This is a genomic window from Vibrio cincinnatiensis DSM 19608, assembly GCF_900167345.1.
Classification (GTDB): Bacteria; Pseudomonadota; Gammaproteobacteria; order Enterobacterales; family Vibrionaceae; genus Vibrio; species Vibrio cincinnatiensis.
Genome location: NZ_FUXB01000005.1, coordinates 223,188 through 237,847 on the forward strand (window position 1 = coordinate 223,188; position 14,660 = coordinate 237,847).

General features: G+C 43.0%; 13 protein-coding genes and 1 pseudogene. 9 read left to right on the forward strand and 5 right to left on the reverse strand.

The window, feature by feature from the left end; translation table 11 throughout:
- The first annotated feature begins 34 nt into the window (after window positions 1-34).
- On the forward strand, window positions 35-616 hold the full coding sequence (gene dmsD / locus B5D54_RS06540) for a Tat proofreading chaperone DmsD (RefSeq protein WP_078925725.1): 582 nt from the start codon (window positions 35-37) through the stop codon (window positions 614-616).
- A 28-nt stretch (window positions 617-644) separates the two neighbouring features.
- Window positions 645-1,799: pseudogene (locus B5D54_RS06545) on the forward strand (glycerate kinase).
- 14 nt (window positions 1,800-1,813) lie between these two features.
- On the opposite strand, the gene B5D54_RS06550 reads toward B5D54_RS06545, so the two are convergent.
- From B5D54_RS06550 to B5D54_RS17470, 5 genes are all read right to left on the reverse strand, one after another.
- Complete coding sequence (locus B5D54_RS06550) at window positions 1,814-2,821, reverse strand: LacI family DNA-binding transcriptional regulator (protein WP_078925726.1); 1,008 nt, start codon at window positions 2,819-2,821, stop codon at window positions 1,814-1,816.
- A gap of 81 nt (window positions 2,822-2,902) precedes the next feature.
- Window positions 2,903-4,348, reverse strand: coding sequence for a 6-phospho-beta-glucosidase (locus B5D54_RS06555; RefSeq protein WP_078925727.1), 1,446 nt, complete (start codon window positions 4,346-4,348; stop codon window positions 2,903-2,905).
- A gap of 8 nt (window positions 4,349-4,356) precedes the next feature.
- Window positions 4,357-4,530 (reverse strand): PTS glucose transporter subunit IIA, encoded by a 174-nt coding sequence (locus B5D54_RS17330; protein ID WP_254847072.1) that lies wholly within the window; start codon window positions 4,528-4,530, stop codon window positions 4,357-4,359.
- Between the two features lie 8 nt (window positions 4,531-4,538).
- The gene (locus B5D54_RS17335) at window positions 4,539-4,847 is read right to left on the reverse strand and encodes a PTS sugar transporter subunit IIA (RefSeq protein WP_254847073.1); all 309 of its coding nucleotides are present in this window, start codon (window positions 4,845-4,847) and stop codon (window positions 4,539-4,541) included.
- A complete protein-coding gene (locus B5D54_RS17470; RefSeq protein ID WP_078925728.1) occupies window positions 4,823-4,978 on the reverse strand; it encodes a PTS transporter subunit EIIB in 156 nt (51 codons plus the stop codon). Before B5D54_RS17470 ends, B5D54_RS17335 begins: the two co-directional genes overlap by 25 nt.
- A 623-nt stretch (window positions 4,979-5,601) precedes the next feature.
- Here B5D54_RS17470 and B5D54_RS06570 point away from each other — a divergent pair.
- From B5D54_RS06570 to B5D54_RS06600, 7 genes are all read left to right on the forward strand, one after another.
- Window positions 5,602-7,611 (forward strand): methyl-accepting chemotaxis protein, encoded by a 2,010-nt coding sequence (locus B5D54_RS06570; protein WP_078925729.1) that lies wholly within the window; start codon window positions 5,602-5,604, stop codon window positions 7,609-7,611.
- 311 nt (window positions 7,612-7,922) lie between these two features.
- Window positions 7,923-8,930, forward strand: coding sequence for a LacI family DNA-binding transcriptional regulator (locus B5D54_RS06575; RefSeq protein WP_078925730.1), 1,008 nt, complete (start codon window positions 7,923-7,925; stop codon window positions 8,928-8,930).
- Window positions 8,931-8,947: 17 nt separating this feature from the next.
- Window positions 8,948-10,195 carry an extracellular solute-binding protein gene (locus B5D54_RS06580; RefSeq protein ID WP_078925731.1) on the forward strand — a complete coding sequence of 416 codons (1,248 nt, stop codon included), beginning with the start codon at window positions 8,948-8,950 and terminating at the stop codon, window positions 10,193-10,195.
- A 58-nt stretch (window positions 10,196-10,253) separates the two neighbouring features.
- Complete coding sequence (locus B5D54_RS06585; RefSeq protein WP_078925768.1) at window positions 10,254-11,240, forward strand: carbohydrate ABC transporter permease; 987 nt, start codon at window positions 10,254-10,256, stop codon at window positions 11,238-11,240.
- 1 nt (window position 11,241) lies between these two features.
- Window positions 11,242-12,138 carry a carbohydrate ABC transporter permease gene (locus B5D54_RS06590; RefSeq protein WP_078925732.1) on the forward strand — a complete coding sequence of 299 codons (897 nt, stop codon included), beginning with the start codon at window positions 11,242-11,244 and terminating at the stop codon, window positions 12,136-12,138.
- Window positions 12,139-12,155: 17 nt separating this feature from the next.
- Window positions 12,156-13,505, forward strand: a complete 1,350-nt coding sequence (locus tag B5D54_RS06595; protein WP_078925733.1) for a GH1 family beta-glucosidase — start codon at window positions 12,156-12,158, stop codon at window positions 13,503-13,505.
- Complete coding sequence (locus B5D54_RS06600; RefSeq protein ID WP_078925734.1) at window positions 13,505-14,596, forward strand: ABC transporter ATP-binding protein; 1,092 nt, start codon at window positions 13,505-13,507, stop codon at window positions 14,594-14,596. The genes B5D54_RS06595 and B5D54_RS06600 overlap by 1 nt, the downstream gene beginning before the upstream one ends.
- Window positions 14,597-14,660 lie beyond the last annotated feature (64 nt).

Genomic DNA, 14,660 nt, shown 5'->3' on the forward strand with positions numbered 1-14,660 from the left:
ATGCCTCCTTCTTTGTTCATTAAGAGTGTTTATTATGAATGAAATTATTACCTTAAGTTCGGTTTTGGGCAGTTTGTTGTATTACCCGCTTTCGCATGAACAAAATCAGGTGATTTTACAGCAACTGACACAATGGACGGAAGGGGAACACCCTTTTTTAGACTTACTGGAAGCGCAGCAACAAGATGCGCCTGATACCTTGCTCGAAGACTACCAGCAGCTTTTTGAAGGGCGAGAAAGTATGCCTGCCCCCCCATGGGGATCGGTGTATCTCGATAAAGATCAGGTGATTTTTGGTGAATCTACGTTAGCTCTGCGTGCTTTTTTACGCCAGCATCAAATTGAAATCGATACTGGGTTACGTGAGCCGGAAGATCACTTCGGCTTAATGTTGATGTCTCTTAGCCAGTTACTCAGTGATGCTCAAAGCCAAAACAGCGGTAAGGTGCTACTCTCTCACCATCTTTTACCTTGGGGTTATCGTTATCTCACCTTATTAAAACAGTCTGCAACCACCCAAACGTATCAATGTTTAGCCGATATAGCTCAGCAGTGGCTAGAATATTTACAACAAGCCTTTTCCGTTCAGCCAGTGGAAATGAAAGTGTATCGCTAGTATGAGCATTTTTATTTAGGATCAACGAATGAAAATTGTGATTGCTCCAGATTCATTTAAAGAGAGTTTAACCGCCAAACAAGTGAGTCAAGCCATTAAAACGGGGTTACAACGAGTTTGGCCAAACGCGGAGTTTATTTGTATACCGGTTGCCGATGGGGGAGAAGGTACGGTTCAAGCTCTTGTCGATGCCACTGAGGGGCACTGTATTACTACGACGGTCAATGGCCCTTTAGGTCATTCGGTCGAAGCGATTTATGGGGTGCTGGGGGATGGTCAAACTGCGGTCATCGAAATGGCACAAGCAAGTGGCTTACATTTAGTTCCGAATGAATGGCGAGATCCCAAACGAACCAGCAGTTATGGCACAGGACAGTTAGTGAAACATGCATTAGATGCGGGTATCAGACGTTTTATTATCGGTTTAGGTGGCAGTGCCACCAATGATGCTGGAAGCGGAATGTTGGCCGCTTTAGGGGTTAAATTTTATGATCATAATGGTCATGACATCATCCCCTCGGGGCAAGCGTTGAGCGAATTAGCCCAAATCGATCTCTCTGGGTTGGATCCTCGTTTAGCCCAATGTGATATATCCATCGCTTGTGATGTGGATAATCCACTTTGCGGTGACAGGGGAGCCTCGGCGGTGTTTGGCCCCCAGAAAGGAGCCAGTGCTGAAGACGTTATAACGCTTGATCAAGCGTTATACAACTTTGGCTTATTAACTGAACATGTGACGGGTCATCACGTACTCTCGGTAAAAGGTTCTGGTGCTGCTGGTGGGATGGGCGCGGCATGGATAGCTTATACTCCCGCCAAATTAAAATCAGGGATTGATATTGTTCTTGAAACTGTCGGGTTAGCTGAAAAATTAGTCGATACAGACATCGTATTTACGGGGGAAGGGCGCATTGATCAGCAAACCATTTATGGTAAAACGCCAATAGGGGTTGCTAAGCTCGCCAAAGCATTCAATGTTCCAGTCATCGCAGTGGCCGGTTGTACGGGAGAGAATTATCAAGCCGTTTATCTGCACGGCATTGATGCGGTTTTTCCTTGTACGCCTTGAGCAATGAGCCTACCAGAAGCGTTAGCGGAAGCAGAAGTTAACCTCAGCAATATTGCTGAAAATATTGCTGAAAATATTGCTCGCTTATGGCAGATCTCTTTGTGTGGTGAATAATGGAGGTCGGCTGTTTATTCGGTCATCATTCGGTGTACTGACTCTCGGAAGATGATGGATGCAGAGGTATCAATCGCAGCGGCTTTTTCATGTTCTCCAAGAATGTTGAGAATCGCTTTTTGTGTTAGCGCTTTAAGAGGAATATCCACACTGGTTAAACTGGGAGAAAGGTACTCACCGACGTTACTGTTATCAAACCCAACCACAGACATCTCTTCTGGTAAGCTTAATCCCGCCTTCTTGAAGGCTTTACTGGCACCAATCGCCATCTCATCATTACATGCCAATACCGCAGTGATTTGTGGTGAGGTTTCTAGTATTCGTTGGGCGGCTAAGTATCCCCCTTTTAGTGTCCAGTTGCCTTGTTGTTCTTGATTACCTTGATACGGTAAGTGATATTTTTCCAGTACATCTCGGTAAGCTTGATAACGCTGCTTATCTGTACCAGAGCAGACATTACCACGAATAATCGCAATGTGTTTATGCCCTTGTTCAACAATGTATTCCATCATCTTCAAGGCACTTTGATAGTGATCGGTGGTGATAGCGTATTGTGGCCGTTCTTCGATCTTATGGTTGATCACCATGATGGGGATGTCAGAGCTGGCTATGATTGAAGCGAGTTCTTTTTCATTAAGATATTTGGGATAAATAATGATGCCAGCACAGCGCATGTCCAACAGAAAGTTGATGGCGTGCCGCTCTTCCACCTTGCTATGTTTTCCATCGGTCATCACTAGTTGATGGCCTGAGTCTTCACAAAATGAGGCAGCATGGTACATCAATGATGAGAAATAAGGGCCGTCAAAGAGGACGTTTGCAATGACAAAACCAATAAAGTTCGTCTGACGTGATGAGAGACTTTGGGCTAAGATATTGGGTCTGTATCCCGTCTCTTTTATGGCTTCAAACACACGGCTTACCAACTCTGGGCGGACAATGTTTTTACCATTTAGCACTCTAGATACGGTTGATTTTGAGACACCGGCTTTATTTGCTACCTCTAACATCGTTACAGCCATGAAAACCTCTCCGTATAAAGGTATCGAGTGGAAAGACGCATTGGTAATAAAACCAATGCGCAATCGACTTAAGGTGGTTATCTAAAACTCAATCTTTTCGCCATTGGTTGAAATGACTTGTTTATACCAATCAAAAGATTTCTTACGTTTGCGCTCTAGCGTTCCGCTTCCATCATTATGTTTATCAACATAGATAAAACCATAGCGTTTTTTCATTTCACCCGTAGTAAAGGAGACCAAATCGATACATCCCCATGGGGTGTAACCCATTAAATCTACGCCATCAATGCTCACCGCTTTACTCATTTCACGGATGTGCGCCTTGAGGTATTCGATACGATAATCATCATGGATAGAACCATCTTGCTCAATATTATCAATGGCACCAAAGCCATTTTCAACGATAAACAGTGGCACTTCGTATCTCTCATACAATGCGGCTAAACAGTAACGAAGGCCCGTTGGGTCGATAGGCCACCCCCAATCGCTGGATTGGATATAAGGGTTTGGCACTGAATTTTCATGGCCGCCATCCATACTTTCTTCTGTGGATTGTGAAGAAGTCGAATCTAGAGTGTTCGACATATAGTAACTAAACCCTAAATAATCCGCTTTACCTTCTTTTAAGATGCGTTCGTCCTCTGGATGCATCTCAATATGGTAATCTTTCAGGGCCCAATCACGTTTAGCGTATGCGGGATAGTGGCCACGAATCATTACATCGGAAAATAGGTAACGATCACGCATGGCGCACTGCGCTAACATGACATCTTCAGGTTTTGAACTTCTTGGATAAAAAGGAACCATGGCACACATGGCACCGATTTTCATATCAGGGTTGATCTCATGGCCTTTTTTCACGACTAATGCGCTGGCCACAAATTGGTGGTGCACCGCTTGGTACATCGCTTCTTGAGGACGTTCAAAATCGGAAAATTTAATGCCAGAGCACATCCAGCCAAAGATATCGGCTGACACGTTCGCTTGGTTGTTGATTTCGTTAAACGTCATCCAATACTTAACTTTATTTTGGTATCTTTCCATCACCACCGTTGAGTAGTGAACGAAGAAATCGATCACTTTGCGGTTCATCCAGCCGCCATACTGCTTGGCAAGATGGTAGGGCATTTCAAAGTGGCTTAACGTAATGACGGGTTCAATGCCATATTTTAGCAATTCATCAAAGAGATCATCATAGAAGGCTAAACCGGCTTCACAGGGCTCCATTTCATCACCATTGGGGAAAATACGCGTCCAAGCAATGCTGGTACGGAAACACTTAAAGCCCATTTCAGCAAAGAGTTTAATGTCCTCTTTATAACGATGATAAAAATCAATGGCCACTTGGTTTGGGTAGTTTTCCCCTTCCAGCACGCCGTCGGTAATTCTTCGTTGAACCCCATGTTCGCCGGCGGTTAAAACATCAACAACACTGACACCTTTTCCGTTAGCATCCCATCCGCCTTCTAGTTGATGCGCCGCCACTGCGCCGCCCCATAGGAAATTTTCTGGAAATGTATTACTCATATTATCGCTCATTGTGTTAATTGAATTAGTGGTTGTCCGAATTGAACTTGATTGCTCTCTTGTTGGTTGATATTCAAAGAAAACTCATCGCTGTTCAGTATGATAAAAGGTGTGGTTATGTCATAACCCGCATTTTCAATGGCTTGGCAATCAAATTGAATCAGAGGATCGCCAGCTTTCACTTTCTGATTTAAACGACTTTACATTCAAAGTGTTGACCTTTTAAGTTAACGGTATCAAGCCCAACGTGAATCAGAATATTGGCACCATTTTCACAGGTCATTCCTACAGCATGGTGACTGTCGATCACCGAGGAGATGATGGCATCACAGGGGGCTTTAATGACCCCATCCACGGGTTTTATCGCTACGCCATCTCCAAGTAACTTAGAAGAGAAGCTAGGATCATTGACCTCTTCCAGCGCGATTAATTCCCCTTTTGCTGGGCTAATCAGGCTCATCGTGACTTTAGGTGTTACAGTTGCTTTTGATAAAGGCATGGGCGTTTTCTGTTCGTTATCTTCAATCGAAGGCGTGTTGCACAACGTGTAAAGCTGACAACATTCTCTTGCCCACCGACCTGGTTCAGGATGTCATTGGCGAGCTTTTGATAATCTCTTATTTTAGCCATAAGTTTCACCTCTATGTGTAGGGTACGAAGGCATGGTTATTTCTGAAACCCGTTTCAGCCATTCCCCTTTGTGTATTCCGTGCGTTAGATCACGATAAAATCGGGAGCGATGAAGGCTTAGTGATGAGGTCTTACTGAAGGAGAAGGGGACGATTGAGCGAGTGACACAAAAAGAGGACGTGAGAATTGATAAGGCTCTGTCTTTTTACTTCGGGTTTATTTATAGGTGAGGTTATCTTTAGGTATTTATGTGAATGAATATTTTCATATTTATGAAAATATTCATTTTTTATCACTTTGAGTCAATGCGTTTTTGTGATTTTGTGCAAATTTATATATGGAATAATAACTTGGTGGTTATTTGTGAGAGGTTTATTTCTTATTTAACTCTTTGAGTTTGTTTGTTTTTATTGTGGTTCTTTGATTTGGCATCTTTCATGGTTATTTAAATTTTCAACTGTGAAATATAACTTATTTTTCATTTTTTTCATAGATATAATCGAGTTTATAAGTTGTGATGGACTAAAGAGGTTTTACTAGGGAGACGTTTTGTTAATTTTGCTACTTTTTAATTTGGCACATTAAGTGCCATTTTTTTCATTAAAATAATAAAGAGTCATACTATGCAGCTTAATTTAATTGTTTCTAGAGTTTACCTTGGATTTTTTATTCTTATTTTTATTATGTTATTCTCGGCAGTGGTTTTATTAAAAGGGAATGAGGAAATCAATGCGAACTTAGAGTTTATGACACAAGAATCTACCCCTTTAATGCTAGGTTCCGGTGAACTCACGATAAGCTTCTTAAATATTAATCGAAGTTTGAATTCATATTTGTCTGCGATGTATGTCGATGAACTCGATTCTTTACGTGAAGCGGTTCATGCCAATATACAACTTTATGAAAAGAAACTGGATTGGTTTGAAATCATCGCCAGTAAAGATGCAGATGTCTCTCTGCGATTTCATAGAATAAAAGAGACAAGCATAGAGAGCTTTAGAAACATAACACAAGTTTTAGAAAGTTATTCCCGTTACCTTGAGTTGCGAGAACAGAATATTGATCAACAGTCTTTGTTTCAGTCTCTAGCGATTCAACTTAATAGTAATTTATTGGGGAATCTTGCCAAAACCACAGGGCATCAAGAGCGAGAAGTGGTGGAAGTTCTTCTCACACAGGTGGGGTTGTTGCTTGGCGAGGCCAATGAAACTTTTTCATTGCAAGATGTTATGGAGACTCGGGGAATAGCGCGTCGCTTTAATGGCCGAAAAGAGCGATTTGATGAGGCTATTTTAGCCTTGAAGTCTTCCTCTCCTTCTTTTTTTCAGCAGAGTGAAGCCTCGTTAACCCTGTTAGAGCATCATATCTTTTCTCCGAATGGGGTGGTCGGACAGCATCTCACGATAGTTGAGCTTTATGAGCAATTACAGCGTCAGCGCGAAAGCATCAAAAAAGATATTGATACTCAATTGGACAATATGGATGCGCTATCTGCTTATGCTGCACAAACCGCAGAACAGCGTTATCTTGAATCTTCTGCGCGAGCAGAAAAAACGCTCATTCTGCTGACTATTATCTCACTGCTATCGATCATCATGGCGTTATTGATTGGGTTTAGTATTGCCAATATGATCCGAAAACCCAGCCAACGTCTGCAAGAGGTTCTGGATAAGGTTGCATCGAAAGATTTGACTCAAAGAATCCAGCTATCCACAAAAAATGAGCTTGGATGGGTCGCCACAAAAGTGAATCTTGTGATTGATGACTTATCTCATATCATAAAGCAGATAAGAGGGGCTGCGACTCAATTGAATGATGCCTCATTAGAGAATCAGCAAACCAGTGAAGCGTTAAACCGGACTATTGGTGAGCAAACATCGCAAACGGCATTGATAGCAACGGCGATGGAAGAAATTGAATCAGCGGTACACAACATTGCTTGTTCCGCCAACCAAACATTATCCATCGTCACCACCGCAGTGGTGGATTCCACGTCTGGTCAGGCCATGATGCAGGAAAATGTGCAGCGGTTGGATCACTTATCGCAGCGTCTTAATGATTCGACACAAACGATCCAACGGTTAGAGTGTGAGTGTGTTGGTATTGAATCGATTCTTGATGTTATTTCTGGGATCTCTGAACAAACGAACTTATTGGCACTCAATGCCGCTATAGAAGCGGCAAGGGCAGGAGAGCAAGGGCGGGGTTTTTCGGTGGTGGCGGATGAAGTCAGAGTGCTTGCAGCTAAAACAACCGCAAGCACGCAAGAAATTCAGCATAAAATAGAACAGTTACAAAACCGCGCTGCATTAGCGGTGAAGCAAATGACAGCGTGTGTTGGCGATATGAGCCATTGTATTGCTCAAACCCATGATGTCAGCCTATCGTTGAGCCATGTTCATGGTCAATTAAATCAAATAGAAGATCGCAGTCATCAGATTGCTTCTGCAACCACTCAGCACCAATTAGTGGCAGAAGAAGTCACACACACGGTTAGTCAAATACAGACATTAGCCAATCAAAATTTACTTCGATCCCAGCAATTAACTGAGCATAGCCAACGTCTTGAACGGATGGCTGAACATCAATCACGATTAACCGAATTATTTAAGTTATCGGATAATACTCAGTAGGAGACGGTTATTCATGTCATCTTGATGGTTGATATGTTGAGTGCTATTTATTTGTTTGGTTAATGTAATTGGGCGGTGGCTATTCACCGCCCATTTTCATCTCAGGGCTTCAATGGATGGGGCATTGGCCCTTGTTATCAAGTATCACGAGGTGATGAAACTCTTTCATGACATGAAAAGAAAGTGCTGGGGCTTTCAATTTTTGTCGAATCCTCAATTTTAGGGCGGATTTGCTCGTGATGAATCTCACACTCCCTAGGTCTGGGATCTTGAATACTTAGCTTGTAAGCGATTTCAAGTATGAGGTTCTCTTGGTCACTATTAAGCATGTATCCGAACTCGCTGGCGTTTCTCAAGCAACCGTCTCAAGAGTGGTGAATGGAACAACTCGCGTTAGCCATGATAAGAAGTTGAAAGTTGAAAAAGCCATTAAAGAGCTGGGTTATCGCCCTAATTCCATCGCTCAAGCTTTAGCGTCTAGCCGAACGGGGAGCGTTGGTATTGTGGTTCCAGAATTGGGGGGCTCGTTCTTCTCTGGCATTTTACACAGCATTGAAGGGCATTTACGTCGCTTTGGGTATCACGCCGTTGTGACTGCAGGGTCAAATACCGAGCAAGGTCAACGGGAGTCGGTGGAATTTTTACTTGGACGCCGAGTGGATGCGCTGATCCTCCATACGCAACAATTAAGTGATGACTATTTGATCGCCTTAGAAGAGCGGGGCGTTCCCATCGTCCTAATCAACCGAGTGATTCCTGAAATGCTCACCAGTTGTATCGATATTGACAATGAGGAGGGTGGAAAGTTAGCGACTCAGTACCTCTTACAAATGGGGCATACATACATTGCTTGTATTACCGGGCCTCTTGATAAGTCCGATGCACGGGGGCGATTACAAGGGTATCGACGCGCTTTAGAAGAAGCGGGGCTGGAATACCGTGATGCACTGGTGGTGGAAGCGGGCTTTACGGAAGAAACGGGCGTTAGCGCCATGAAGAAATTGCTAAAACGAAGGGGGCGATTTACCGCTGTCTTTGCTTCCAATGATCACATGGCATTTGGCGCATTTGAAGTGTTGAAAAGAGAAGGATTTTCAGTCCCTGAGGATATTTCTTTAGTGGGCTTTGACAATGTTTTGTTTACTCGCTACCTCACACCCGGATTAACCACGGTTAATTTTCCTATTGAGGAAATGAGTACAGAAGCTGTGCAGTTAACCATCCAGAAACTTAATAAAAATAAATGCGATGTGAATTTTAAACTTTCACCCGCTTTAGTGGTGAGAAATTCCGTCAAGGACTTACTTAAAACTCTATAAATATTTAAGGATAAATGATGAAACTTAAGACTCTCGTGCTATCCAGCGCCGTTGCATTAGGGCTGGCTGCAACGGCCGCAACGGCGGCAAATCAACCCATTCGTTTTGACGGCTTCCCTGATTTTGACAGTAGCCTAAAAGTATTATTGCCGGACTTTGAGAAAAAAACGGGAATAAAAGTGAACTACCTAATGAATAATCATGGTGATCACCATACCAAGTTAACCACTAACCTTGCTACAGGCTCGGGTGCTGGGGATGTGATTGTTGTGGATGTCGAAAAAATTGGTCCTTTTGTCGCGTCGGGTGGCCTTGTCAATTTATCTAAGCAGTATGGAGTAGATAAATATGAAGAGCGTTTCGCCCCTTATGCTTGGGCTCAAGGTAAAGGCGCCGATGGGGATATGTATGGGATCCCTGTGGATTTAGGGCCTGGCGTAATGTATTACAGAACAGATGTATTTAAACAAGCAGGACTCGATATTCAGGAAGTGATTAAGAGCTGGGATTCTTATATCGCTGCAGGCGAGAAGCTTAAGTCATTCAATATTCAATTAATTCCATCGGCGGCGGATGTCGCTCAAGCCATTATTTTTACAACGGTTCCTGAAGGTGAAGGCCTCTATTTTGATAAAGATGGCAAGCCAGTGGTGACCTCTGAGCGCTTTGTACATGCCTTTGAAGTAGCGAAAAAAATTCGTGACAAAGGGCTGGATGGGCGAATTCTTGCTTGGTCTAACGAATGGTATGAAGGGTTTCGTAATGCCACCTTTGCCACTCAGTTATCTGGGGCTTGGCTGCTTGGTCACTTAAATAACTGGATTGCTCCAGATACGGCGGGCAAATGGGCGGTATCCCACTTACCCGATGGTATTTACGGGAGTTGGGGCGGCTCTTTCCTTTCTATTCCAACTCAATCGAGTCATCCAGATAAAGCTTGGCAATTGATCGAATACATGACAACGGATCGTGAGGTTCAACTAAAACATTTCGAAACGATTGCGGCCTTCCCTGCCAATGTAACGACTTACGATGATGCCTTATTTGAAGAAGAAGTAGCTTTTCTCGGTGGGCAAAAAGCACGTTTAGTTTTTGCTGATGTCGCTAAAAATATTAAGCCAGTACAACCGGCAAGAGGTGATCATGTTGCTCGTTCCATCGTGCTTGAGAATGCCTTGATGGAAGTTCTGGATGAAGGCAAAGACATCAAAACGGCACTAAAAGAAGCCGAACGTTTAATTTTGCGTCGCACACGTAATCTTTAAGAATGGATTTTTCAGGGAAGCTTATTTAATCGGCTTCCCTGCGTAAGAGGTCGTTATGATGAAGTTTTTAGCAAGTAATAGCATGGGAAAATTATCGGATAATCGTTTTTTTCAACTTAATTTGAAAGCGCTTACACCGTACGGTTTTTTACTGCCATTTTTGTGTATTTTTTCTATTTTTGGCATTTTCCCTTTACTTTTTTCCGTGTATCTCTCTTTCCATGCTTGGAATCCTGTAGAAGGTTTGGATGCAATGGAATATGTGGGGCTTGAGAATTATCATATTGCATTAACCGATCCGTGGCTCTGGCGCTCATTAAAGAATACATTTTGGCTCGCCATTACTTCAGGCGTCGCTCAGCATTTAGTGGCTATTCCTGTTGCTTATATTTTGGTTTCAATGGGGGATCGTTTACGCCATTGGTTAACCTCTGCCTATTTTTTACCTTATATCACCTCGACGGTGGCAGCCTCACTGATCTTTTTCAATATGTACTCGCCAACATCTGGGATCATTAACCAAAGCTTAATCGTGTTAGCCGATAGCACAGTATTCGGTTGGGCATTTTCGTGGGTCAACGATTTTCAGCCTATCCGCTGGCTCGATGACGCGACATTGGTAAAACCTTCCATTGCTATTATGGTGTTCTGGAAATATACCGGTTTCAACATCGTGCTCTATACCACAGGGTTAATGACGATTCCTAAAGATATTTTGGAAGCGGCTCGCATGGATGGTGCAAATGCGGTTCGTCGTTTTTGGTATGTCTCACTTCCTATGATCCGCCCTTTTGTGTTCTTTGCTGTCACGATGACGATCATTGGTAACTTACAGTTATTCGAAGAACCTTTCGTACTGACACGAGGAACAGGGGGAACGGGGCAATCTGGGTTAACCATTTCTATGTATCTCTACAAAGTAGGTTGGGAGTGGTTAGAGATGGGGACGGCCTCGGCAATTTCTTGGCTGCTCTTTGCACTGATAGCCGCATGTACCATGGTTCAATTTTTCTTCTTTGGCAAAAAAGGGTTAGGAGAGCAGTAAGATGTCTACAGATTCTATAGCGAAGAAAGCTTCACCTTTAATGTCATTGAAGCTGAGTGATAGAGCCATTGAAGTACTGACGAAAGTCTTGATGGTGATTTTAGCCGTGATCCTCATTCTTTCTGCCATTGTCACCGTATTTCCTTTTGTTTGGTCGGCTCTGCTGTCAACGCGAGATCGCACGGAAATTTTTGGAACAGGGATCAGTTTTGCGATAGGAGATAGCTTGGCGATCAACTACGCAAGGTTGCAAGAGATCATGCCATTTTGGCAGGCGATGTTTAACTCTATTTATGTGGCCTTTCTGGGGACAAGCATCTCTCTGCTATTTTGCAGTATGGGTGGGTACGCTTTTGGCGTGTTTCAATTTAGAGGAAAAAAGATACTGTTTGGTATGCTGGTCGGGTCAATGATGATTCCGCCTGTATTGAGCTTAATTCCTTACTTCATGATTATTAAGTTTATCGGTTTACTGGATAACCATATTGCTGTCTGGCTTCCGTTTACTACAACGCCTTTTGGCATCTTTCTTATGCGTCAACATGTAGTGGCTTCCATTCCTAAAGAGTTATTAGAAGCGGCGAAGTTAGATGGTGCCGGTCAGTTAAGAACTTATTGGAGCGTGGTGTTGCCCTTGATGAAACCCGCTTTGGCTACCTTGGCTATCGTACAATTTGTGTTTTTCTGGAACATGTTTATGCAGCCTCTGGTGGTATTAACCACACCTGAAAATTATGTGATTACCCAAGCCCTTCGAAGTGTTCAAGGGATCCCAAATACCCCTTGGGGGGCAGTGATGTTGGGAACCACCATTTCGATTTTACCCTTAGTAGTGACTTACTTATTTGCTTCGAAACAGATGATCAGTGGTCTCACCTCTGGTGCAGTAAAAGGTTAGATTTAAAGGTTATGAAAATGAATAAATATGAACTTCCCAAAGCTTCTCCGTTACGCAGCAGAGCGTTTGTTTTCGGTGTTGCCACTTCCTCTTATCAGATTGAAGGGGGCGTTGCAGAAGGGGGGCGGACTCCTTCGATATGGGATACATTTTGTAGAAGACCGGGCAAAGTCGATAAAGGCGATAATGGTGACATTGCGTGTGATCATTACCACCGTTGGAAGCAAGATATTGAAATGATTAGTAACTTAGGTGTGGATGCTTACCGTTTATCCATCGCTTGGCCCCGTATTCTACCAGAGGACGGGGTAATTAATCCGCAAGGCTTACATTTTTATGAGCAGATCATTGATGAGTGCCATGCTCGTGGTATGAAAGTCTACGTTACCCTTTATCATTGGGACCTTCCCCAATACTTAGAGGATAAAGGAGGATGGCTTAACCGTGAAACCGCCTATAAGTTTGCTGATTATGCCGATGTTGTGAGCCGCTACTTTGGCGATAAAATTGACGTTTATACCACATTAAATGAACCCTTTGTCGCGGCTTTTCTCGGCTATCGTTGGGGCGTTCATGCCCCAGGAATAAAAGGTGAACGCGAGGGCTTTTTGGCTTCGCATCATTTGATGCTTGGTCATGGTTTGGCTATGCCCATTTTGCGCAAGAATGCTCCCAAATCCCAACATGGTATCGTTTTTAATGCCTCACCGGCTTACCCTCATCGTGAGAAAGATCAAGGCGCGGCTAATTATTCTGATGCAGAAAATTATCATTGGTTTATTGATCCCGTATTAAAAGGGGAATATCCCTCATTAGTTGTTGATCGGCAACAGGCCAACATGCCCATGATATTGGAAGGCGATCTCGACATTATTTCAGCGCCTGTCGATTACATTGGAATTAATTATTATACACGCAACGTCGTACGTTATAACGAGAGTGGTGATATCGAAACGGTTAAACAATCAGAGAGTGAACATACTTATATTGGGTGGGAAATTTACCCGCAAGGTTTAACGGATCTTCTGGTGCGCTTAAAAGATCGCTATAGCAACTTGCCACCTATTTATATTACGGAAAATGGCGCGGCGAATGATGATCAGTGTATTGATGGGCAAGTGAATGATGAGCAGCGTGTTCGCTATTTTCAAGAACATCTCAATGCGGTGGATAAAGCAATAGAATCTGGAGTTCGAGTTGATGGCTATTTTGCTTGGAGTTTAATGGATAATTTTGAATGGGCATTTGGTTATTGCCAACGTTTTGGCATGGTTTATGTCGACTATCAAACACAAGAACGGACACTGAAAAATAGCGCTATTGCTTATCAGAATATGCTGTTAGAGCGCGCAGAGGAGAATAAGTAATGGCTAAAGTTGAATTTAGAAATATTAAAAAATCCTTTGGTAAGGTTGATGTGGTTAAGCACTTTAATTTTACCGTGAATGATGGTGAGTTTGTGGTCTTTCTTGGCCCTTCTGGTTGTGGGAAATCGACCACATTACGTATGCTCGCTGGGCTTGAAACGATTACCTCTGGTGATATTTATGTCGGGGATAAATTAATTAATAAAGTGGATGCGAAAGACAGAGATTTAGCCATGGTCTTTCAAAGTTATGCGCTTTATCCCCATATGACCGTCTACGAAAATATCGCTTTTGCTTTAAAACTTAAAGGCATGGCAAAAGCCGATATTGATGTTGAAGTTCGCAGAGCCGCTAAAATGTTGGAGCTGGAACCTTTACTGGATAGAAAACCGAAAGAGTTATCTGGTGGTCAGCGACAAAGGGTGGCGATGGGGCGAGCTATGGTTCGGACACCGAAAGTCTTTTTATTTGATGAACCACTTTCTAACCTAGATGCCAAACTGCGTGGTGTAATGCGTGAAGAAATTAAGCATCTTCACCGTGAATTAAAAACCACCACCATTTACGTCACGCACGATCAAATTGAAGCCATGACACTGGCTGATCGAATCGTGATACTTAAAGATGGTTATGTTGCTCAGGTAGGGACGCCAACGGATGTATTTCAGCGGCCTGCCAATAAATTTGTTGCCCAATTTATTGGCAGCCCATCAATGAATATGTTGGATGCCAAACTCATTAATCAAGATAATGTATTTTATATTGAGCTTGGCAATATTCATATTCCACTTCCTGATCGATTTAAAGCGCATGCTTCCAAAAATTTGGCGCTGCATTTAGGTATTCGCCCAACCGATATTCATTTACGAGCAGAGCAGGTTGACCATAACCGTGTATTGCCTTTCCCAGTAAAAATTAAAGATAAAGAGTTACTGGGAGCGAGCATTCTTTTGAAAACAGAAATTGCAGGCCAGCCATTGATGGTGGAAACACAGGCGGCCGAAGTGACCGTTGATGAGCTAACACTGTATTTGGATCTGGATGCGATTCACTTATTTGATGCCTTAAGTGAAAACTCTTTGGCGAGTTAGTTATCCCCAGTTAGCTTAATAGCATCAATGGATTAAATAGTATTTTGCTTCTTCTTTTTGGAAG